This window comes from Desulforapulum autotrophicum HRM2 (genome assembly GCF_000020365.1).
Taxonomy (GTDB): Bacteria; Desulfobacterota; Desulfobacteria; order Desulfobacterales; family Desulfobacteraceae; genus Desulforapulum; species Desulforapulum autotrophicum.
Map to the genome: position 1 here is coordinate 48125 of NC_012109.1, position 20585 is coordinate 68709.

A 20585-nucleotide genomic window follows, 5' to 3' on the forward strand; every position below is an offset into this window, starting at 1 on the left:
AGGCAGTCCTGTAAGAACTGCTCAAGAGATCACTCAAAGAGGAATTGGTCGTATAATCTACAAAATATACTTTTTTGGGGGTTGTACAAAAATACCCATGTTGGATTGTCGGCCTGATGGTTGTATGGTGGGGGCGCCTATCTCTTCCGATTGTGGGTCCGTGTCTGCCTGTGGATCTTCGGCTATCTGCGGTATTGATAGGTACTCCATGTACTCTCTCTCTTGTTTTTCGGTTGCTGACACTCTGACACCATCATTCCAGGGAGTCTGGTCGAGGATTTCCAGGGCAGCGCATTTACCTTTCAAATGTTCAGTGATATTGCAGAGGTCGTTCATGTTCCGGGCAAATCTATCCATCTTCCAGACCACCAGTTTGATTGATGATCAAGAAAAAAAGATTACACAAAATGCAGATTTACAGATGCTTCCATCTTGTTACTGTTGCACTTCAAATATAGACCACTCCCCATGTTACTGTTGCTTTTTTTTGGAGGCTCCCGTTTTGTTACTGTTGCTTTTGGGTTTCAAACTCCTTTAGTGTTGGTTGATATAGAAGATCACTTATTTTTATGATAAAGATTGCCAATAGTTCCTGTGGCCCAGATTGTTTTTCCAGTAAAGGTCTTCAACCCTCTGCCCTCCAGCTCGGACTTGATATCTTTCAATATCATACCCTGGGCTTTCAGCTTGAGAATCAGTTTAATGACCTGCCCTTTATACCCCTCGATGTCGACCTCCATGTCAGGGGTGACAGAACCTGTAGGTATGGTGTCGCCTCCAGTTGGTGGTAGGGTGTAGGATGGTTCCTTTTCCTTAGTGTCTTTGGGCTTCTTCAAGGATTCGCCGTTTTTTACCCCTCCAGTAGGGGTAGTGGTGGTGTCAGCCTTTATTTTGTCCGTAGGTGTCGGGGTGGTGGGAGTGTTTGGTCCTATCTTTTCTGGTGGCGACCCCATGTTGAGTGGTCGGTCTGATGGTTGTATGGTGGGGGCGTCTATCTCTTCCGATTGTGGGTCCGTGTCGGCCTGTGGATCTGGTGTAAGGATGGGGTCAGATAGAAGTTTAATTCTCACACCCTCTAAGGCTTTAATTGTCTGTCCGGCTGCTGGCAGGGTGGCTGCATTGCTGGTCAATAAAGTAGTCAACCCGCTGATGGCTGTGGTAAGGGCATCAATCTTGCCGCCCAGGATATCAAGTTTATCCGGTTGTGGTGGTGTCGGGGAGGCGACGTCATCATCTTTATTTTGCAGATTCCCGATGATCTCATTCTTTGACATGCCCCTTTCATACCATGTATAAATTTTCCCGATCAGTTCGATTGTGTTTTCAGGGTACTTGTAAACTATCCCCACCTTTATAGGGGATGGGAGGCAATCTTTAAAGCGTTTCATATATCGTCGGACAGTATTGTCGCTGATCTTTAATTTATCGGCTATCTGCGGTATTGAAAGATGCTCCATGCGCTCTTCCTTTCTTGTTCTTCGGTTACGGACACCCTGACACCATCGCTCCATGGAGATTATCAAGAGTAGTGGTGACGGTCAAGATGTATTCGGTCCCCGACATTTGAAAAAAAGATCACACAAAATGCAGATTTACAGAGGGCTCCATTTTGTTACTGTTGCACTTGAAATATAGACTACTCCCCATGTTACTGTTGCCTTTTTTTAGGACTCTCCGTTTGTTACTGTTGCTTTTGTTAAAAACAATAATGTAACGCTTTTTGATCCCAAAGTTACAGGTTGGGCTTCAAACTCCTTTACAGGGGACGAAAGACAATCTTTAATTCACACTAAACGATTGTGCCATTCCTGTGGGTTCCGGGATGCATGGAAGATGCTGTAGATATATACCGTCCCTCCAGCGTGTTCATAAAAGATGGCGTATGGAAATCGCCTCACCAGTGCCCGTCGATATTCCTCGTGAACCTTAGCGTGAAGTTCAGGCATGCGACAAATAACCTGGATACAATCGTCCACGCAGTGGAGAAACTCTTCCCCCAGACCAGGTCGACGATATTCATACCAACAATATGCCTCATCAATGTCCTGTTGTGCTTCCGGTGCGATTATTAGTTCAGCGACCATAGAGACTCCGAGTTTTGCGCTTTACATCATCCCACGAAAGCCCCGAAGTCGGGTTATTCATTAAGTTGGTCTTCCGACGAGCCAACTCCTCCTTTTGCCATTCATACACAGGAACATCTGATGGGGAAGCAGCCAGATCGTCCCAGAGATCTTCCAACAGTTGAAGCTTTTCTGGTGGACTCAGGTTGAATATAGAAACTGTATTTAAATTCATTGTTACCTCCTGATAATAGTTTAACTCCAACTTCAAGCGGAATCTTTAATGGTTTCATTTAGTTTGGCAGGGTGTCCATGTCTTTTATCACATTGTAGACTGTACCACGGCAGACTCCGTATTCCTTGGATAGCGTGGTGGGATTCATCCCTGTTTGATTTTTTGTCCGAATTTCTTTTTTCTGCTCATCTGTGAGAGAGGATCTTCTGCCTAGGTGCTTACCCTTATCTTTGGCTGCCGCTATCCCGGCAAGCTGCCGTTCTTTGCGGAGATTGGTCTCAAACTCTGCAAAAACTCCAAGCATTTGCAGGAAGGCCCGGCCCGTTGCTGTAGTCGTGTCAATTTTCTGGTCCAGGATCTCCAAAGCGGCCCCTTTGATGTTTAGGTCCTCAATTATTTTGGTGAGGTCGTTCATGTTCCTGGCAAGCCTATCAAGTTTCCAGACTACCAGTTTATCACCTTTGCCGATCATGTCCAGGATGATGTTTAGGACAAACCTATCCTTTACCGTGGAACCGGACTTCTTTTCCTCCCGGAGCACTGCATCCGGATAAGCTGCCTTCAATGCATTCACTTGCATGTCTGTATTCTGGTCAAGTGTTGATACCCTGGCATAAGTGAAGATGCCCATGATGTCCCCCTCTATTAAAAAGGTCTAAAGTGTCAAAAACACCTTAGACCTTTTTGGAAAGGGTGTCAAAAATTAAAAAAACAACCTTTTTGACGGGGATTATATATGTGTCATAAAGGTATACCTTGTTGACAAAAGGTTATAAGAAGGATGGGATGCAGTATCAAGTTTGCCAAAGATAAGCTTGACAATTTAGGTACTGAGAAATCTTAAGGATAGGATAATAATACTTGAATCTGAATTGCTGGCTCGTTCATGTTTATATATTATAAAGTGGAATATGATCGAACCCCGTTTGATGCTATCTCAGGTCCATATAGTTTAACGTCAGAGTCACACTTTCCTATACGCGACCAACGCCTGAGAATAGTGTGCACTCATTCGTTAGTGTTTTTTATGGATTTAGTAATTAAAGGCTTATGAAGAGCAAAATATTTTATTCTATCTTTGTTCCTACTATTAAAAAACATTTCCTCTAATTGTTTAGAAGCAGATATTTCTTCATTTGCAATTTCAATAAGTGCTATCCACTCATATTCAAGAGGTTCATAGCCTTTCCATGAAAGCATGAAGTCAAAGTGTGCACCGTGTCTAAATAGTCTACCAGGTAAAGGATAATGCTTGCGGTTACCAATAAAAATGCCATACCTCAAATAGGGATGAACATATTTATGAGCAGATGCCTTCTGGCTGTAAGTAATAGCGTCATGAGTTGTTACACTATTTATTTTGGTTTCTATTACTACTCTGGGTTTCCATTTCTTTTCACCTGTAGACTCATAAATAAGAATATCTGTTTCGTACCCCATTTCATTGTATAAAGATGAGCCTTCATCGTACTCAATGATTTCATTAGCATAAGTAAGTTTCTTGCCTGCCTGAACATGGAACCCTGATAGCTCTGTATCAAGTCGTTCAGCGACCAATTTTGCCCATTCTGTTTCTTTCATATATTTCTTCACTAATGTTTAACTCACTGGCTTGTCCATGTGCAGTGGCTTGTTGATAGGCCCGGGTAAGTGGGGTGGATAATTCACCTTAACTGCCGCTGAAGTGTTGCTTCGCTTTGTCCGTCATAACGCAGTTATGCGGCTGCGAAGCAACGCTTCAGCGGTAGCATAAAATCGGACAATTGTCCAGCCCGCTCCCGGATGTCCATTCAACGTCGCTATTCAGCCGCGCGGTTTTTTGCGTCGGCTGAAATAGCTTTGTTGGGCAATTGAGTTTAATTTTCAAGTTCATGCCCTGTTTCAGCAAATTGAGCATTATTTATATGCGCCGATGAACAAACAAGATTTCGAAATTTCTTTCGGATTAACTTCAGAGAATGGGGGGCATCCCACGAAAATTGCAACAGATTTATTTGGCGATAATGTTGCAACTAAATCGAATTGGATTCCTCCAAATGTCATTAGACCAGACCAGCTCTCGGTTGAAGATTCATATTGCATTTCTGATATTGATACAATGCCAGTGCAATTGCCTGTATCGCAAGAAATACTGCCTATTGATTCTGTTATAGGAACACCATTAGAATCAATGCTCACGAGAATGGCTGAGTATATCCCATCAATGTCAGAGTCAGCGTATGTGGTCGTCATCCAAAGAGTATCCGAATCACAATCTGTTGCATTATTTTCAGCTCCAAACTCATACTCAAAATCCAAGTTTTCGTATGTCAGTGTGACCTCAATATTTCCTTGTATGAGCGGAATTGTGATTATTTCTTGTTGTGCGTCGGGATGTGCAGAATCGGCTGAAATTTCATGTGTGCGATAAGCATTACTCCCTGGATATATACATAATGGGTTCTCATTCTCGTTCAATTGGTGACCACAAAGCGCATAGGCGGTTTCACTTTCTACAAATGACTGCAATTCAGAAGTAGATATGTAATATGCCTCACTACAACCGACTGAACGCCCATTGCCTGAATCCCGCCTGACAGTGGAATGAAGCTCACCAGGACTTCCATTCTCATTCAGGATTGCAAATGCATCCTCGAATAGATCTGAATTGTTTTGCTCAGAGTTGCTACTGCCGCCCCCGCCACCGCAAGCCGATATAAAAATTACAATAAAAACAAACGATATTAGATGTCTCATGACCTTTTCCCTCCTATCCGGTGTAATAGATGAGCGTATCGCATTTGTGCGAAAGCTATAAGATGAGCCCCAACGCCGCTAATCAGCCGCGCGGCTTTTTGCGTCGGCTGCATTAGCTTGGTTATGTTTCCGCAAGTAAAATTTCTTCAACTGCCTTAAGTGATCGTCCGTTTTCATCTATCCAGCTTTGAGGCCCTGACCTGCTAGTTCCGGCAACCAAGACTGCTGCATATGAAGATGAACTCAAAATACTGTCCTTTGTGAGCTTAAAATTCTCTCCATTTGGGACCAACGTTCCATCTGCTATCCATTTTTCACGAATTGACAAAGTTTTTCCGGGCATACTCTTGCTGGTTTTACCTGAAATATCAGAGCCTTTAAAAAGAACGAAGCCATCATCAGTTTGTTGACCTGTAGCGTTTAAATCACGAATAGAAAAATTAAAAATGAATCTTGATAGTTTTGGTTTTGACGGAACTTCATTCTGTAGAGATTCAACAACTTTTATCGGTTCAAGAACTCTATGACCGAGCGTCCCCATGATTATTCTTAAATTATGAATATACTCTTCCATTGAGTCTTTGTCGGCACGTGGAAGCAAAGACTCTGTTGGCGTATTCCCGTTTTCAATTTTATATCTATCCGCCTCAATACTTATAGCTGTAAGTCGAGATTCAAGGTACTTTATATGACCCTTTGTTAAATTTTCATCTTTACTCGTAAAAATGATAACTTCATTCCAAAAATCTTGATTTTTATCTTGTTGACTTAGACGTTTGACGACATTTTCAGATTCACCTATATACGCTCGATCACCTGTTTCAGCAGTTTGTTTCTCAAGTAAAAAATATACGCCTGGCCGTTGAGCTTCAGACCAATCTTTAAGCTCATTTAAACGGCTGCGTGGGCATGCTATAGCTTGACCAGACCAATTTGCAATTTCAACATGGCGGATTCCTGATGGTGCCCCATCCGCAAGGTAAATTGTCACTTTTCTACCGAATGCCATTGTTTTCCTCTTTGAAACATAACGCCTGAATTAAGCCGAGCCGCGAAGCGGCTTCGGCTTGAATGAATTGTTAGCGCTCAACCGATTTGGTGACGATGTAGTGTGTTTCATAACCGCGACCGGTTGGCCAATTGTCTCGTTTAACCTCGTGTGTGAACTCTCCGGAGGTTTCTACGGCTGCGCGGCCCGCTGAGATTGCAGAAAGAACATTTGCGGGAATTTCATTTCCTGTTGCTTTGAGGGCAAGGGTCCTTGACGCGGCGGCCAACTCTTTAGTTGCTGCGGAAGCGCTAGCTGGCTGGTTGTAATTTAGTACTAGCTTCACCGTGTCTGCGACATTCGACGTGCCAGTGACGTAGTACGCCAGATTGTTCGGCAGTCCAGCGGATGACGCGCCTATGTCTTTGTACGGAGAGGAGCAGTGGTACTCATCTTCAAAGTCGTGTTTGTATCCGCGTGTTACCAAGATCGGATTCAAGAATGAGCAGGCATCGTTCGGTGACCAACCGACGCGTATGGCTGGCTTTTCTGGCTGTGGGGTGGCGGCAGCCTCCGCTGCATCTGCGGCGACGGCCGCCTCAGTAGCAACTGAGTCGATAGGCGGCGGATTGTGGCTGCTGTCTGAGCAGCCAATCAGAAATGCCACGGCTATAACTAATGGAAGGGTTAGAACTTTCATGCTGCGGTAATCTCCGTTTGAGCGCTAACGCCGCCAGCAGGGGCTGGCGAACCGCGCAGCGGTTTGGCAGTCCCTCTGGCTGGCCTTGTTAGGTACCCTTTTTGGTACTTTCAGGTGGCTGACGCTGCTGGCAGGAAATTTCGTCAATGCACACCATTCCAACTCCATCTGGATTATCTTTTAGATCAAGGATGTTGAAATTTGCCTCACACCTCTTGCATTTACTGTGCTGAATCATTCGAGTTACCTATAAAACTAATGTCATTTTTAATAAATCTATAACCCCAATACAAAATAATCGGGAGGCAGAACAGTAGAGCGGCAGCTGGCTCTTCGAACAGTACCAAGAGGGGGAGTATTGCGTATACGATGCTTACTACGATTGCGATTCTATCTTTCTTTGTCATAGACTTTTCCTTAGTTTGCGATGGATGTTGATTTACTTTGTCACCTAACGCTTGAGCTCAGCCAACCGAAACCGCGTAGCGGTTTTGGGTCGGCTGCAGCGAATTGTTAGGTTAAAAACCTATACAAAAGAGCAATACTTGTAATTGAAAAAATCATTGGGCCAAAAAGCTCAAATAATAATGTAATGCCATTGGAAAACTTTATGAACAGGGTTTTATAAGTACGTCGTATAACTTCATTTTTCTTATTTATTTCGTGTATTTCGCCACTTACCGTACCAATTTCATAATCATCTTCACGCTCGTTATTGAAGCACTCGTCAGCTGTAAGCCCTATAGTGTCGCCAGTTGTTTTCGATGTTTTAGTCGATATGAGGTCGGGCAGGTAGTACTGAAGCAACTCTACCGTGGATAGCATAACAAACCTTATCAAAAAATATGATGATATAGTTAATATAAACCATCCCAAAATAGATTCATTCCCTTCTAAATCCAATCCTATTGCCGTCACCTTATTTGGCAATGTCTTTGTAAGAGAAACAAACAACGCTACGGCAGATGCCAAGAGCATTTTAGTTTTTGTTTTCTCCAGCCCTTCGCTGACTTCTAGCATATATTAATCCATGTCTTTCAATAACTTGTTGAATTGCAACTAACACCACCAAAAGTGTTATAGCAATTAGTGTATGTTGATGTGGGCGTGTTCTTCCGTATACTTTCGGTCGTGTCTTTCAGTGATTGATTTAGATCAGCCCAAGCTTTTGCTGCCGCAGCCGCAGCATCTTGTGCTTGTTGATATTTAAACTGCTGAACTTTCAAAGCAAAATTCATATCTTGCTCTAAATTTGGTGCGTCCGGACGAGGTGCAGTTATCCTGACACTATCTGGATATTGAGTAAGAGGCACCGTTCCGTATCTATTCTGTGCACCGCTAACCCAAGTTGCTGTACAACCTGATAAGTTTAGTTCAGTTTGGCCTTTGATATTCTTTTTTGGAATATATAGAGTCTCTGGCGTATATCCCCAATTTTTTCCATCGCAAACCAACGCAGCTCCTTGCGGGCTTGAGTCAAATTGAATTGCATATTGGCTGTTTGCGCACCCAGACAGAAAAATTACGACAACCATCACAATGTGGAACTTGCTCATCTCGCTCTCCCAAAACCTAACGGTGAGCTCACCTGCCAGGGCTATAACCTCACAGGAAACCGATGAGCTGACACCTGGTCAGGTTTAGCGCTAGGTTAGCGCTTTGATTTGTCTAATTGCTACAACAAAATAAAGTTGTAACAGCTCGTAATCAAGTGCTTTCATGTTGTTCGTAAATTGTAGGGTTTTATCAATATTTCTGCTGAAATACCCAAGCCATTTTGTAGTTTTCTAATCATGTTGATCGATAGAGCACGCTTCTTGTTTAATATTTCCGATACTCTTGCTCTTGATCCCAAAAATGGAATTAAATCCTTGCGGGAAAGACCCTGGCTTTCCATTTGGTGAATGATAGCTTCAACTGGCTCAGGAGGTAAAATAGGATAATGTTTTTCCTCGTATGCCTCAATTAAGGTAACAAGCACATCAAGGCTGTCCCCGTCAGGTGTATCTATTTTTGCGTGCATTAAATTTTCAACTGCTTGCAATGCTTCAGTGTAATCAGTTTTTGTTTTGATAGGTTTAATATTCATGGTTTCACCTCAAATAGTTGTTGCGTCAATTTTGTCATATTCTTTGTGGCTACCCACAAAACGAATATAAACAACACCAAAATCATAATTGACTGCTGCCACGAGACGGTATGTATTTCCTTTAATATTGAAAACCACACGATTATTGGCAACAAAGCTAGCATTTCTATAATCAGTTTTTATATCACTTGGAATTTTCCAGTCCGCTAATTTTGCTTTTGCGTGCCAAGCCTTTAATGACTGTTCGGCATCTGAATAAACTCCCCAAAACTCTCTCAATATTTTTTTCGAAATTATTCTCATATACAAGAATATAGCGCATTACCATTTTGGGATCAAGTTTTTATTTTTACTTTGGATTTAGGAGGTTATTTTTGAGGCGCTAACGATTGAGCTGAGGGGCCGGACGTCTTGAACCCGAGACCTCAGATAAAAGTTTTTATTTTCTTAAACCACATACTTCCGAAAAAGTGCGCAGTACGCCCGGTCCCACTCAAGCGACAGGTTAGCTTTCAATGTCGCTAAGGTGTTGCTCAATTGACTCAGGGTCTTGTAAGCGCCATCCTTTAAAATGGTAGACTCGCTTGGTAACACGCCGCCCTCCCGCACCAACACCCACAGAGGCTGTCTGGCTTGCTTGGTTAACGGACAACCCAACTTTTCCTTTACCTGATGTGTCGTAAAACTCCTCTATTTCCACTTCTTCCGCATTGTCGATACGTCGAGCAATAGCAAGTTCCTGTTCAATTCGTGCTTGTTGCTGTGCGAATTGCATCTGGAGTGTCTGCTTAGCCACTTCCTCTTCGAGTTGTTCCAGACCTTTGTCCGAAGCGTTCGCAATAGACGTTGCTGCTTTTTCAGCCCCCTCAGCAATAAGCCACGAAACTGGACTAGTATACTTTAAAGCTGTTTTTGTTGCATCCCAAATCGACATACTCCTCCTTCTTTCTTGCCCCAACGGTAAGCTCACCTGCCGCGCGAATAGCCTCCGAAAAAATCGATGAGCTGCTCGCGGTGTCGGGTAGCCTGGGGCTGTTTCCAGCCCCAGGCCCCCTAAAAACCGTACGTGAGACTTTCACCTCATACGGCTCAAGCATTGATAAAGTTCTTTTCAAAACCCGGCAGTATCGGTTTACACCTCTACTGCCTTCTCGATACGTGCTTGTAAACGATTTACTTTGTTCGGCAAAGCCTCCCAAAGCTCTCCAGGCCGTCAATGACATAACAGTCACCGTCTATCCTCACCATGAAGATAAAACCGTCCAAACGTTTCCCGGGATTCAACACCCGTCGGAAGTCTGTTCACTTTCGTGCCGGGGAATTCCCCGTATCTGCCCCATTACAGAACAGCATTCGCTTTTTCCGACCTCCTCTACCCACTTATCTATCGGCTCGCCTTGCGACTCACTTTCCATACTTAAATGGAGACAGTTGGGCTTACCCTGTTCCACTGATATTACACAATGGGTTAGCGTCTGTCTATTCGCCGGGGGAATCATGGATCACGTGGGATGAAACCTGATCATCACAACCATACCCCTTACCATTTTGGTTAAGGCCTGTCAGCATCTTTGGCCTTTTAACGCTCACGGCGTTTATCAACAGTTCACATGTGTTACGCATACCATCATTCTTAGCTCCCAACCGGCTTGATGCTGCCAGAGTTGAGCTTGCCTCAAGACTTGCTCTCCAGGTCTTTCGACCAAGGGCTTCATTGTCCCCCGGGCTTCATTGTCCCCCGGGCTTCATTGTCCCCCGGGCTTCATACAAAACCGTTACCAGTAATGCATGCCGGGGTAAGAAACTGCCGGTGATACGGCAGGTTAAATTGCATTAGTTAACAATAATATCAGTGACTTCAGGTCGCACCAGGTTTAGCGATTGGTTCGGCCTTGTATCTCCAGTCTTTATATTGCGTTTGTGATGTAATGCAATTGAATTATTCCCATTTTTAGCAAATTTTTAATGTTAACACCGTTTAAAACTTATTAATCAAAGATTCTCGTTTTTCGATGTATTCTTCTTCGGTTATCAGCTTTTTTTCTTTTAGATGATTCAGTTCCAGCAATTTTATTTCGAGGGTGGTAGGTGAAGGTGAATGATTGGTTAAGTGAGGTTGAGATGTGGTATCTTCAGTGGTTATTTCTTCCCCTGTTCCAAAGATGTAATGAATGTGAGTTCTTTTATTACAATCTTTTTGAGTATAGCTAAAATCAAGCTGCCAGTCAGATATTTGTATAGGGCGTGAAGGGCAATCAAAGAATATAGCTTTTTTGACCTGCGCTCCTGGTTGAACTTCTATGGTTGTCAATACTTTTGCTTCGCAAAATTTACTAATAATACCGTTAGCACGTGCTGCTTTCGATACCGGAATAGGCCCTAAAATTACAATCCCCCGTAAAACTGCAGCACCGATATCATACTGTTGCCTTTTTATGGCAGCGGTAACTGAAAGCTGTGTTCTTTGTTTCCCCTCAGGATCTGAAAGGGTAAAGTTTTCAGAGTTTAGCTTGATAGGGGCATCTGTTTGGTTGTTTATATATATCTCTATGGGTAGCATATATGCCGAACGTGAGGGATAAATAGTGACGTAGCCATTAAAAAATATGAATTCTGGAGTTAGTTTAATCTCTATACCATCTGGCATGTTAATTTTACCGGCAATTGCCAATTTGTTAGCTGAACTTTTTCTTTTGATAGAATTTGATGTGTTTTCTGCTTCAATGGCCAAGTCGCCGGAGTTGCAAATTGCTACATCTTCCATTATTTTTAAATTTTCAGGGGAATTCGGCATAATTAACCTTAGAACTTTTATTGCATAATGCCGAGTATCTTCATCATCATCTGTTTTTGCCAAAATTACGACCTTTGGAATTGCTTCTTGAGCTGAGAGTTTGAGCCTTGAGATACGCTGTAGAGCAGCCCGTCGTGTTCGTGGTTTAGGGTCATCGAGAGCTTGAATTAGGTTTGGCAGTATTTCCCTAGATCTCAGTTGTCCTTTATTAATTTCGTAAGCAGTGTACCATTGGTGACAACCAGTAGTTGTTGAAATTGCAGTTACACAAAGGAAAATTGAGATTATGAGTTTGATTTTTCGTTGGGTGTAAAATGATTTGTTTATCATGGTTTTTTTATTGTAGCTCCCCTTGCTGGATAAATTTAGGTAGAACCCACACTCTCACAGTAAATTCATCAGTTGCGTTTCCTTGTGTTTCGCCGCCGAACGAATTAATCAGCGGCGCGGCTTTTTGTGTCCGCTGAATTTAAGGGTTAGGTGATTTAAAATTCTATCTACTATGGGTTTTCCTTCCTAATTTTTATTGCTTCCTCGACGGCATTTGCCAAATGCTGAGAAATCCACGCATACTTTTCTTTACTGGTAGAACCACCGGGATTATAGCACTTTACAATGGTTGAAAGTTTTTTTTGGGTTGTTCCATGAGTAATATAGTCAAATGGATTATTTCCTTTTGTTGAAGTTTCTCCAGCAAGGTTCTTAATCCCGTGAATATAAATGCCCACCACTCCCATTCCAGCTGTCCATGATTCAACTATCTCGTGATTTATCCATTTCCTATTTGCGGTACCGCTGCCGACCAATATAACAGTGCATGATTTGCCGGTCATTTGATTTGCAATCCAGCGCTTAATTGCGGCTTCACCGCCCTTTGTTACTGTCTCCCAATCATTATCAGAAGCTGGTCTGTTTCCCTCGATTGAACCAATCTGCCGGATTTGTGCAGCTCGTTGGCAATCGGGAATGTAATGAAAGCTATAAAAGCATTTTCGAGCCATAATACCCCCTCATATTTGGATTAACATAACAATTATTACTGCAGTGATTAGTGCCCCATGGAAAACAATTAATGTTTTCGAAATAAATGCAGAACTCCATTCAATAAAACCGCTATGAGCCTCACGAGTGTCCATTGAAAAATCGATGTTCTCCGCCTCTAATATGCGCACCTTTTCATAAAGTTTTCGATATGCACGTTCCAATGAAAGGAAATAGCCGTCAAGCGCCCAAAAGGCAATAGCAGGAAAATACGCCAAAAAAATAAATTTCACATTGGAGTTATTCGCTGATAAGGCAAATAGCGCAGACACGAGCACAACACTCCATCCTTTAAGCAGAAAAGAATTTGTTGAAAGCCGGTTTATCACCCCTTGAATGAATTCTAAATGCTTTAATTTTCTATCCATAAAATCCTCAAATGCAGGTATTAAATAAAAAGTAGCGCTACTCACCTAATGTTTAACTCACTGGCTTGTCCATGTGCAGTGGCTTGTTGATAGGCCCGGGTAAGTGGGGTGGATAATTCACCTTAACTGCCGCTGAAGTGTTGCTTCGCTTTGTCCGTCATAACGCAGTTATGCGGCTGCGAAGCAACGCTTCAGCGGTAGCATAAAATCGGACAATTGTCCAGCCCGCTCCCGGATGTCCATTCAATGTTTAACTCACTGGCTTGTCCATGTGCAGTGGCTTGTTGATAGGCCCGGGTAAGTGGGGTGGATAATTCACCTTAACTGCCGCTGAAGTGTTGCTTCGCTTTGTCCGTCATAACGCAGTTATGCGGCTGCGAAGCAACGCTTCAGCGGTAGCATAAAATCGGACAATTGTCCAGCCCGCTCCCGGATGTCCATTCAACGCCGGCAATAACCAGCGCCGATTTAGTGGTTAAATTTTAGCAAACCGGCCATCTTCTAAGAAGCCCCGGCAATGAAAACCGCATGATATGAGGCGTCTGTGTTAATTGCCCTTGTTCGGCCATTTAACAAGCTAATATTATTTTATAATTACATGAGGAATACACATATTTTTTATAGTTGAATAGTGATTGACTCTTGTTCACCCAAGATGAGTTTTACAAAGTCTGCTAATTGAAAAATTGCTTTTGCTTTGTCAATTAGCAGGTTAACGAAAACACCTCGCGACCACTCTAAGGGCATGATTTTATGAAGCTCCTCAAGAAATTCTTGCTTGTCTTGATCTCGATGATATTCATGAGCATTTAGCCAAGTAAAGAGCATTTTTTCTGAATTAATAATTTGATCATTTGATTTCATTACCTTCTGTCTTTGCATTAATTTTCCTGAAAATAGATCGAGAAGGAATGGCAGAATTGGAGGTATTGAGTTTTTAAGTTTTCTTTCGATCATTTTGCGTATTTTCTGAAAGTTATACGGTTCTTTTTCTAATATGAGGGGGCGTAATCGATGAAGAAAACCGAACAAGTCATCATCATGAGGCATCTTCACCGACCATGTAATACCTACATCTTTATCCCATTTGAAATTTAGGTTTACTCCTGAACCATTTTTTACAAATCTTGTCGTATGAAGTTCAATGACGGAATTAAGATACAACTGTAGTTTCCCCATTTCATCTTCTGTAAATGCAATGCTTATCTCAGAAGCTTCACCGGAGTTAGGATCATTTGATTTCAGTCTTACATTGTGTGCCATATTATTCCAGCCGAATGTTTAACTCACTGGCTTGTCCATGTGCAGTGGCTTGTTGATAGGCCCGGGTAAGTGGGGTGGATAATTCACCTTAACTGCCGCTGAAGTGTTGCTTCGCTTTGTCCGTCATAACGCAGTTATGCGGCTGCGAAGCAACGCTTCAGCGGTAGCATAAAATCGGACAATTGTCCAGCCCGCTCCCGGATGTCCATTCAACGTCAAAATCAGCGGCGCGTTTTTATGCGTCCGCTGGATTTACTTGTTGTGCGGCGTCGCAGACTCATTGAGCAACCTTTTTGCCTGCGCAATTACAGTTCTCGGAAGCTCGATATTCAGAGGTTCTGTCACGCTCTTGAACAATTCGAGACTCCACGTCCACGTTTGATGATAGGCTGCACATAGTGCTCTTGGTTCTGCACTGCTTGTGCATGCCAGATAGCGATTATACGAGTCCTCCGAGATATCCTTTTCGAGCGCGCGTGAAGGTGTCGGCCAGTGGTCTGTTGCCCCTTCGTGGAGTCGAACCAGCTTGAGTAGGTTTTCATGTGCTTTGCTGAGCAAAGCCCAGGCGCGAGCGTACTCTCCCCGATTTAAAAGATTGGCCCCAAAGAGCATCAGGCTGATGAGGTTCAACACAAGCCCTTCCACCAGCGGCGCGCCTTCACGTATCGGGGGATCGCCCACGAGAGCGCTTGCATACCTTGACAACTCTCCTGATCGGTCCAACAAAACAGCCGCCTCAAGCGAGGGAAACCACCCATAGCCTTGCCAAGTGGAAATGACCGGTATGTCCGATTTTCGCATGAAATGGAATTCACCGCGAATGCCGTTTTCAAAAAGTGCGGTGTGGTGGCCGAAGTCGTCCGGAAAGTAAGCAGCAACCGGACTTACGGCATTAAGCCACGAGCGCTGATCGAAATTTTCAAAATGGTCATCCTGGATGAACACTGCGAATTCGATATCAGAGAACTCGTCACCCTCTCCGATAGCAAATGAGCCGAACATCAATGTCGCGATTATTCGTGCATCCTCATGACAACCTTCCTTGAAGAGTTCTATCATTTTCAGTTGAAGCATAGAAATATCCTTTTATTGAAGCCACAGATTATGAGGAAAGGTATACGCAGATTTTTGTTTTTTTCGTAAGCACAACGCTTCACATAAGCCGCGTGAGGAACGAACGTCGGGCGAACGAAGTGAGCGTACTTAATGTGTTTGTTAGGCATTTCTAGCCGCACCATCTACCAGTTCTTTGAAGTCACTTTCTTTCAAAATTCTGATTTGAACACCGCTAGCTATGAGCTTTTCCGCCTTGATATGTTTTGAGCTTTTATCTTTGCCTGCAAGTCTTGATGCATCTTGATCACCAACTACCAAATAGTCAATTTTCTTGCTAACCGTTGGGGCTACTGAGCACCCAATACTCGCCGCCATAGCGGCAGCATCTTTACGCGGAATTGAAAGCGCCCCAGTGAATACGACGGATTGGCCGTATAGCTCACCCTCTGGATTCCCCTCCAAAGCAACTTTTCCACCCGATGAGGATAATCCAGATATTGGCTGCCCAACCCGTGTCAGCCACCCTTCGAGCGTTAGCCCAGCCTTCTCGACAGCAGCGTGAACGATTGCGCCGCATGCCTTGGCATCCTCAAGAGCGTCATGATGCTTAAACTCAAATCCGATTATTTTGCAAACGTTGGCAAGTCCGTAACCCTTCCAGGCGCACTCCTCCCAGGCACGCCGAGCAATACGCGCTGAATCGAGCCATACAACATCGATGGGGTCGAGCGAATGCTTTCGGATGGCTTTATCCATAGAAATTCGATCGAAGTGCGTATGGCTAACGCATATTTTCCCTGACAACAGAGACCTAATCTCATGATAGATTTCTTCAAATGAAGGCGCAGATGAAACACTCGTCTCGTTAATTCCATGTACGCTCACATTGATTGGATCAAAGTAGTCTCTAGGATTTACAAGGGATGACCATTCACGCTCAAGCTGGCCATTATTGAAGCAAGCTATACCAATCTGACAAATTGAGGCCATATCTGGGTTTGCAGTTTCAACGTCAATAGATACAAATTCCATGCTCGATCCTTATGCCTAATGTTTAACTCACTGGCTTGTCCATGTGCAGTGGCTTGTTGATAGGCCCGGGTAAGTGGGGTGGATAATTCACCTTAACTGCCGCTGAAGTGTTGCTTCGCTTTGTCCGTCATAACGCAGTTATGCGGCTGCGAAGCAACGCTTCAGCGGTAGCATAAAATCGGACAATTGTCCAGCCCGCTCCCGGATGTCCATTCAATGTTTAACTCACTGGCTTGTCCATGTGCAGTGGCTTGTTGATAGGCCCGGGTAAGTGGGGTGGATAATTCACCTTAACTGCCGCTGAAGTGTTGCTTCGCTTTGTCCGTCATAACGCAGTTATGCGGCTGCGAAGCAACGCTTCAGCGGTAGCATAAAATCGGACAATTGTCCAGCCCGCTCCCGGATGTCCATTCAACGCCGCTAATCAGCCGCGCGGCTTTTTGCGTCGGCTGAAAGAGCCTTGTTGGGCCTATTATTCGATTGTTGCCAGATATTTATTTAGATATTCTGTACTGGCCTTGTCACATTCCCTAATTAACTTATTTGCCATAAATTCAGCTGAACCGCTATCACTCGTTGCATAAAATAGCGTCACATTTTTAGGAAGAAACATTGTTTCAAAGAATGGAATAGTTCTTTGATTAATACCTTTAATCAATTCGAAATCTGTGTCGGTAATAATACCGATAGACTTGTCATTATGATCTGGATTTGTTTCACAAAAATGGTACATAACTTTGCCAATTCCAAACAATTCAGGGTTGCCAGGAGGATTTATCTCAATTATCTGGCGCATTGGCCCTGACTGAAAGTGGCAAGCCTCGTCGGTAACAATATTGAGCGTGGCTTCGAGGGCAGTAGTTGCAGCAACTATCCCTTTTCGGGGAACCTTTTTATAATTTGTGTCTGCAGCTAATAAAACATCGCAATTTGCCATAGCTCGGTGCATGTCTGCTACTGGATGTCCTGCTCCGAAGTAACAAGCGTTTAAAATTTTTTTCTTAGTTTTCTTCTTGTAATAAGTAATGATGTGGGCTTCAGATGGTTTAAGAATTTCTGGTCGCAAGTCTATTGGTGAGTCTCTTTTCCCAAAAACAAAAATTATTTGAGAGTTCATGTCCAGAAAAAGTTTTATAGCTTTTAATTTGTATGAGAACTTAAGGGTTATTTCAGTGTGTCTCGTATTTTTTTCTGGTTGTTTCGGCTGCTTGTTCGGTTTTACTTTCTCACCATCGAAGTTAATGAGCTTTTTCTTTATTCCATTAAGAGTTACCCTCAAAGAATTTCCAGCCTCCATGTCTCCTGGGAATTCATGAATAAAGTAATCACCAGGGGGAAGCCCGATAAGATCGGCGGGAGAATGTATTTTGAGAAAAGATTTCGATATTTGCATTAAACGCTCAATTCTTTCACAATCATTGGTGGTTGGGTCGTTAGGTTTGATTCTTATATACCCAACAAGATAATGAGCGGACCTGGATATCATGCTTGTTATCCGAATCCGTATAATTCCTTTATAAACAGCAACATGTCATGATTTCAAAGTCGTGTAAAGCCATTAAAAATCATTTTGATATATAGTTGACCGATCACTTATGGTATAAGTCCGGGGTTAGGCCCTGCACCTAAAAGCGAGGACTTGTATTCATAAGGCTCTGTTTTTCGGATATTCCCCCGGCACAAGATGTTGTGGTTGGAAAATATTTTAATTGACCGTCTGTAACTCAATTTTAACGGATATTTTATGGATTTTCACCGCAGCCAAGAGTCATCAATTCTTGCATTATTCATAACACAACCGATGATCAACAATTTAAACAGAATACTTAATACTTCCATTTGCTGATCAACGTTTGGATCATGAGCTCCACAAGATTAAAACCCCTGCTTTTTTCTATCGAATGCTTAGTTTATGTCAAAACTAAGCATTCGATTTAAAACCCTTGCCAGCCAAGGCTTTCTATCATCTGAAATTTAACCCTTGTAATTAAATCATTAGATAATAGTTTCAGTAGGTTGCATTGACGTCATATTTTTTAATATCCATAGTCTCTGTGTCTATCACCACATAGGTGAACGGATTTAGTTGCCCTGGCTGAATACAGATAGTTTCCCCAATGGTTGCTTTCCAGAGACCCGACATCTCAGGAGATTCATGGATATGACCGTGGAGGCTCATCAATGGTTGATATCGTTCTAAAAAATCATAAACAGCTTTGGAGCCTACTTGTTTCCCATTGGTGCAAACATCCAGACCTACAAAAGCAGGTGGAGCATGGATAACATAGATGGCCTTCTCCATGGAGTCCGGTAAAGGAAGATTTTTTAGTTCTTCTTCAATGGTTGGTAAACTTTGAGCATAAGTTTGCCAGTGCTCTATCTTTTTCCAGCCAGACAAGATTGATAGCAGGGCAGACCCGAATTGTCTTTCAAAAACAAATTTTTGATTATCCACTCGGCATCGGTCTTTCAATCGAAATGGATAATCTGGAACCCAGTTGATGCCAATAAATTCAAAGTTGTTGATTGAAGTTTTTTGTTGAGCAATATTATGGACCAACTCATACTTTTGGCAAACCTCGTTAAATAGTGGATCAAAGGCTATTAAGTCGTCATTACCCGGAAAGCAAAGATAATGCACGCCAATCTTGTCGAAGCTCTTCAAGTGATCCTGCAGATAGCCAACAATGAACTTGTCCTGGTCAAACAGACTTTTCCCGACCGGCAACATATCTCCACCGTTGATAACCATGGCTACACAATGTTTTTGAGCCTCAATTTGCAACTGATCGTACTTCCAGGATTTTCCATGTAAGTCAGATGTGTAGAGAATCTTCATATTTCTTATGTGTGACCCTTATTCTTCAATTAATCCCATTGCAACGGCGTCCTCAAATGGTATTCCACCCTTTATCTGATCTATCTGTGCAATCTGGAAGGGACGCTGCAATCATTTTTCTCCTGCCTATACAACCGACTGGAATCAGCTTTTGAGTGTTCAGTAACCCTAACCCCCTATTCTATGCAGTATCCTCACATGTGGAGAAAGCAGCCGATATTTTACTTGGGATACAGAGCATTTCATTTTAAAAGTGAATGTTGGGTGTTTGATAAACTATTCTTTCACTGATTTGTTACTCTTCTCAGAAGCAAGGGAAAACATTCCCATAATTTTGTTCAACCTATCGTCAGCAGACACCCTTTCAGCTTCAACGGCTGCTTTGATTTTTTCCTCATGTTCAATTCGTAGTTGATCGGTTTTCTGTATTGCAAGGGTCAACTGGCTTTGGATCTCCGCAATACGACTATCAGCAATTTCTTTTTGCCCCTGAACAGCGGTCTTGACTTTTTCTTCATATTCAACCCGCAATTGTTCGATTTCCTGTTTTGTACCAGATAGTTGTTTTTGAATTTTTATTTCACAATCCTTGTTCAGCTTGGATTCCAGGCCATGAATACGATTCTGGCAATCAAGCTCGAGGTCTTTCAAGGAAATTTGATAGTCTGTTTTAGCTTTCTCGTATTCGTTGGAAACCTTCTGCAGTTCTTCTTTCAGGGTATCAATGGTTTTCCGAAAAGCTATGTTTTCATCAGATACTCCGGCAAGTTTTTCGGTAAGGTCGGCAACTTTGGTTTCCAGTGCGTTTCTTTGATCTTCAAACCCTTGCTTAACAACGGCAAGGCTTTCAGCAGTTTCTTCAAGTCCTGCAATCTGTTTAAATAGAGCCTTATTCTCCTCTTGGAGGTTTTTAATCTGCTCAGCATCCATTTTAATATTGGCATTCAATTCCACAACTTTTTCTTGGGCCGCTTTTATGGCATCCCTTGCTTGCTCTTCTGCTGCTATTTTATCGGCCGCAGATAACTCAAGAAAAGCATTCGCAACCCTCTCCGCCTGGGCGAAGGCCTGCCGAACCTTAATTTGTTCCTTATATATAGGGGAGGCGGTATCCTCATCGATCTGAGTTTGAATATGAGTAGCTAAAAGCATTTCAACAAAATCTTGAGCAGTCCCACCAGCTGTATTCTGTAATTCCTTAAATTTTGACACTATTTGCGAATCAAGTTTGAGTCCCAACGTTTCTTTTGCCATATCGTCTCCTTTTATTGGTTAACCTTCAAACCTATAATTTCAATAGGTTAACCAAAATAACCGTTAACTTATAGTTAACCATAATCCTTTTCAGAATAGTTGTCAAATTAAAAATCAGTCTTCACGG

The 20585-nt window shown here is 42.8% G+C and carries 25 protein-coding genes; 1 reads left to right on the top strand and 24 read right to left on the bottom strand.

Features of this window, described 5'->3' with window-relative positions:
* Positions 1 to 57 precede the first annotated feature (57 nt).
* From HRM2_RS28225 to HRM2_RS24790, 23 genes are all read right to left on the bottom strand, one after another.
* Positions 58 to 369 (bottom strand): recombinase family protein, encoded by a 312-nt coding sequence (locus HRM2_RS28225; RefSeq protein ID WP_012663332.1) that lies wholly within the window; start codon positions 367 to 369, stop codon positions 58 to 60.
* Positions 370 to 557: 188 nt separating this feature from the next.
* Complete coding sequence (locus HRM2_RS24685; RefSeq protein ID WP_012663333.1) at positions 558 to 1457, bottom strand: helix-turn-helix domain-containing protein; 900 nt, start codon at positions 1455 to 1457, stop codon at positions 558 to 560.
* A 327-nt stretch (positions 1458 to 1784) separates the two neighbouring features.
* Positions 1785 to 2084: a type II toxin-antitoxin system RelE/ParE family toxin gene (locus tag HRM2_RS24690; protein ID WP_012663335.1), complete on the bottom strand. Its 300-nt coding sequence runs from the start codon at positions 2082 to 2084 to the stop codon at positions 1785 to 1787.
* Positions 2074 to 2298 (bottom strand): addiction module protein, encoded by a 225-nt coding sequence (locus tag HRM2_RS24695; RefSeq protein ID WP_012663336.1) that lies wholly within the window; start codon positions 2296 to 2298, stop codon positions 2074 to 2076. The genes HRM2_RS24690 and HRM2_RS24695 overlap by 11 nt, the downstream gene beginning before the upstream one ends.
* A 58-nt stretch (positions 2299 to 2356) precedes the next feature.
* The gene (locus HRM2_RS24700) at positions 2357 to 2929 is read right to left on the bottom strand and encodes a recombinase family protein (protein ID WP_012663337.1); all 573 of its coding nucleotides are present in this window, start codon (positions 2927 to 2929) and stop codon (positions 2357 to 2359) included.
* 377 nt (positions 2930 to 3306) lie between these two features.
* Positions 3307 to 3879: a hypothetical protein gene (locus tag HRM2_RS24705; RefSeq protein ID WP_041274334.1), complete on the bottom strand. Its 573-nt coding sequence runs from the start codon at positions 3877 to 3879 to the stop codon at positions 3307 to 3309.
* A 315-nt stretch (positions 3880 to 4194) separates the two neighbouring features.
* Positions 4195 to 5034 carry a hypothetical protein gene (locus HRM2_RS24710; RefSeq protein ID WP_012663339.1) on the bottom strand — a complete coding sequence of 280 codons (840 nt, stop codon included), beginning with the start codon at positions 5032 to 5034 and terminating at the stop codon, positions 4195 to 4197.
* 121 nt (positions 5035 to 5155) lie between these two features.
* Positions 5156 to 6043 (bottom strand): GIY-YIG nuclease family protein, encoded by an 888-nt coding sequence (locus HRM2_RS24715; protein WP_012663341.1) that lies wholly within the window; start codon positions 6041 to 6043, stop codon positions 5156 to 5158.
* A gap of 70 nt (positions 6044 to 6113) precedes the next feature.
* The gene (locus tag HRM2_RS25740) at positions 6114 to 6722 is read right to left on the bottom strand and encodes a hypothetical protein (RefSeq protein WP_012663342.1); all 609 of its coding nucleotides are present in this window, start codon (positions 6720 to 6722) and stop codon (positions 6114 to 6116) included.
* Positions 6723 to 6810: 88 nt separating this feature from the next.
* The gene (locus HRM2_RS27990) at positions 6811 to 6960 is read right to left on the bottom strand and encodes a hypothetical protein (protein ID WP_012663343.1); all 150 of its coding nucleotides are present in this window, start codon (positions 6958 to 6960) and stop codon (positions 6811 to 6813) included.
* Between the two features lie 275 nt (positions 6961 to 7235).
* Entirely contained in the window at positions 7236 to 7742 is a 507-nt protein-coding gene (locus tag HRM2_RS24730; RefSeq protein WP_012663345.1) for a hypothetical protein, read from the bottom strand.
* 17 nt (positions 7743 to 7759) lie between these two features.
* The gene (locus HRM2_RS24735) at positions 7760 to 8278 is read right to left on the bottom strand and encodes a hypothetical protein (protein ID WP_012663346.1); all 519 of its coding nucleotides are present in this window, start codon (positions 8276 to 8278) and stop codon (positions 7760 to 7762) included.
* A 161-nt stretch (positions 8279 to 8439) separates the two neighbouring features.
* A complete protein-coding gene (locus HRM2_RS24740) occupies positions 8440 to 8811 on the bottom strand; it encodes a helix-turn-helix domain-containing protein (protein ID WP_012663347.1) in 372 nt (123 codons plus the stop codon).
* Positions 8812 to 8820: 9 nt separating this feature from the next.
* Entirely contained in the window at positions 8821 to 9114 is a 294-nt protein-coding gene (locus HRM2_RS24745; protein ID WP_012663348.1) for a type II toxin-antitoxin system HigB family toxin, read from the bottom strand.
* Between the two features lie 202 nt (positions 9115 to 9316).
* The gene (locus HRM2_RS24750) at positions 9317 to 9745 is read right to left on the bottom strand and encodes a hypothetical protein (RefSeq protein ID WP_012663349.1); all 429 of its coding nucleotides are present in this window, start codon (positions 9743 to 9745) and stop codon (positions 9317 to 9319) included.
* Positions 9746 to 10789: 1044 nt separating this feature from the next.
* Positions 10790 to 11935 carry a HEAT repeat domain-containing protein gene (locus HRM2_RS24755; RefSeq protein ID WP_012663351.1) on the bottom strand — a complete coding sequence of 382 codons (1146 nt, stop codon included), beginning with the start codon at positions 11933 to 11935 and terminating at the stop codon, positions 10790 to 10792.
* A gap of 170 nt (positions 11936 to 12105) precedes the next feature.
* Positions 12106 to 12606, bottom strand: a complete 501-nt coding sequence (locus HRM2_RS24760) for a TIR domain-containing protein (protein ID WP_012663352.1) — start codon at positions 12604 to 12606, stop codon at positions 12106 to 12108.
* 9 nt (positions 12607 to 12615) lie between these two features.
* A complete protein-coding gene (locus HRM2_RS24765) occupies positions 12616 to 13014 on the bottom strand; it encodes a hypothetical protein (protein WP_012663353.1) in 399 nt (132 codons plus the stop codon).
* 618 nt (positions 13015 to 13632) lie between these two features.
* Complete coding sequence (locus HRM2_RS24770) at positions 13633 to 14277, bottom strand: hypothetical protein (protein WP_012663354.1); 645 nt, start codon at positions 14275 to 14277, stop codon at positions 13633 to 13635.
* Between the two features lie 252 nt (positions 14278 to 14529).
* Positions 14530 to 15351: a lincosamide nucleotidyltransferase Lnu(F) gene (gene lnu(F) / locus HRM2_RS24775; RefSeq protein WP_012663355.1), complete on the bottom strand. Its 822-nt coding sequence runs from the start codon at positions 15349 to 15351 to the stop codon at positions 14530 to 14532.
* A 141-nt stretch (positions 15352 to 15492) separates the two neighbouring features.
* Positions 15493 to 16365 carry an exonuclease domain-containing protein gene (locus HRM2_RS24780; RefSeq protein ID WP_012663356.1) on the bottom strand — a complete coding sequence of 291 codons (873 nt, stop codon included), beginning with the start codon at positions 16363 to 16365 and terminating at the stop codon, positions 15493 to 15495.
* A gap of 472 nt (positions 16366 to 16837) precedes the next feature.
* Complete coding sequence (locus HRM2_RS24785) at positions 16838 to 17851, bottom strand: hypothetical protein (protein WP_041274335.1); 1014 nt, start codon at positions 17849 to 17851, stop codon at positions 16838 to 16840.
* A gap of 522 nt (positions 17852 to 18373) precedes the next feature.
* Positions 18374 to 19204, bottom strand: a complete 831-nt coding sequence (locus HRM2_RS24790) for a metallophosphoesterase family protein (protein WP_012663358.1) — start codon at positions 19202 to 19204, stop codon at positions 18374 to 18376.
* A gap of 91 nt (positions 19205 to 19295) precedes the next feature.
* On the opposite strand from HRM2_RS24790, the gene HRM2_RS28420 reads away from it, so the two are divergent.
* A complete protein-coding gene (locus tag HRM2_RS28420; RefSeq protein ID WP_408605361.1) occupies positions 19296 to 19370 on the top strand; it encodes a DUF4113 domain-containing protein in 75 nt (24 codons plus the stop codon).
* A 110-nt stretch (positions 19371 to 19480) separates the two neighbouring features.
* Here HRM2_RS28420 and HRM2_RS27285 read toward each other — a convergent pair whose 3' ends face one another.
* Complete coding sequence (locus tag HRM2_RS27285) at positions 19481 to 20458, bottom strand: hypothetical protein (RefSeq protein WP_012663359.1); 978 nt, start codon at positions 20456 to 20458, stop codon at positions 19481 to 19483.
* Positions 20459 to 20585 lie beyond the last annotated feature (127 nt).

Bases quoted from the DNA above. Each gene is read 5' to 3' on its own strand.
- HRM2_RS25740 (WP_012663342.1), bottom strand. From the start codon at position 6,722: ATGAAAGTTCTAACCCTTCCATTAGTTATAGCCGTGGCATTTCTGATT.
- HRM2_RS24765 (WP_012663353.1), bottom strand. From the start codon at position 13,014: ATGGATAGAAAATTAAAGCATTTAGAATTCATTCAAGGGGTGATAAAC.
- HRM2_RS24695 (WP_012663336.1), bottom strand. From the start codon at position 2,298: ATGAATTTAAATACAGTTTCTATATTCAACCTGAGTCCACCAGAAAAG.
- HRM2_RS24710 (WP_012663339.1), bottom strand. From the start codon at position 5,034: ATGAGACATCTAATATCGTTTGTTTTTATTGTAATTTTTATATCGGCT.
- HRM2_RS24715 (WP_012663341.1), bottom strand. From the start codon at position 6,043: ATGGCATTCGGTAGAAAAGTGACAATTTACCTTGCGGATGGGGCACCA.
- HRM2_RS24750 (WP_012663349.1), bottom strand. From the start codon at position 9,745: ATGTCGATTTGGGATGCAACAAAAACAGCTTTAAAGTATACTAGTCCA.
- HRM2_RS24770 (WP_012663354.1), bottom strand. From the start codon at position 14,277: ATGGCACACAATGTAAGACTGAAATCAAATGATCCTAACTCCGGTGAA.
- HRM2_RS24755 (WP_012663351.1), bottom strand. From the start codon at position 11,935: ATGATAAACAAATCATTTTACACCCAACGAAAAATCAAACTCATAATC.
- HRM2_RS24785 (WP_041274335.1), bottom strand. From the start codon at position 17,851: ATGATATCCAGGTCCGCTCATTATCTTGTTGGGTATATAAGAATCAAA.
- HRM2_RS24705 (WP_041274334.1), bottom strand. From the start codon at position 3,879: ATGAAAGAAACAGAATGGGCAAAATTGGTCGCTGAACGACTTGATACA.
- HRM2_RS24700 (WP_012663337.1), bottom strand. From the start codon at position 2,929: ATGGGCATCTTCACTTATGCCAGGGTATCAACACTTGACCAGAATACA.
- HRM2_RS24780 (WP_012663356.1), bottom strand. From the start codon at position 16,365: ATGGAATTTGTATCTATTGACGTTGAAACTGCAAACCCAGATATGGCC.
- HRM2_RS24790 (WP_012663358.1), bottom strand. From the start codon at position 19,204: ATGAAGATTCTCTACACATCTGACTTACATGGAAAATCCTGGAAGTAC.
- HRM2_RS27990 (WP_012663343.1), bottom strand. From the start codon at position 6,960: ATGATTCAGCACAGTAAATGCAAGAGGTGTGAGGCAAATTTCAACATC.
- HRM2_RS24690 (WP_012663335.1), bottom strand. From the start codon at position 2,084: ATGGTCGCTGAACTAATAATCGCACCGGAAGCACAACAGGACATTGAT.
- HRM2_RS24760 (WP_012663352.1), bottom strand. From the start codon at position 12,606: ATGGCTCGAAAATGCTTTTATAGCTTTCATTACATTCCCGATTGCCAA.
- HRM2_RS27285 (WP_012663359.1), bottom strand. From the start codon at position 20,458: ATGGCAAAAGAAACGTTGGGACTCAAACTTGATTCGCAAATAGTGTCA.
- HRM2_RS24730 (WP_012663345.1), bottom strand. From the start codon at position 7,742: ATGCTAGAAGTCAGCGAAGGGCTGGAGAAAACAAAAACTAAAATGCTC.
- HRM2_RS24685 (WP_012663333.1), bottom strand. From the start codon at position 1,457: ATGGAGCATCTTTCAATACCGCAGATAGCCGATAAATTAAAGATCAGC.
- HRM2_RS24745 (WP_012663348.1), bottom strand. From the start codon at position 9,114: ATGAGAATAATTTCGAAAAAAATATTGAGAGAGTTTTGGGGAGTTTAT.
- HRM2_RS24740 (WP_012663347.1), bottom strand. From the start codon at position 8,811: ATGAATATTAAACCTATCAAAACAAAAACTGATTACACTGAAGCATTG.
- HRM2_RS24735 (WP_012663346.1), bottom strand. From the start codon at position 8,278: ATGAGCAAGTTCCACATTGTGATGGTTGTCGTAATTTTTCTGTCTGGG.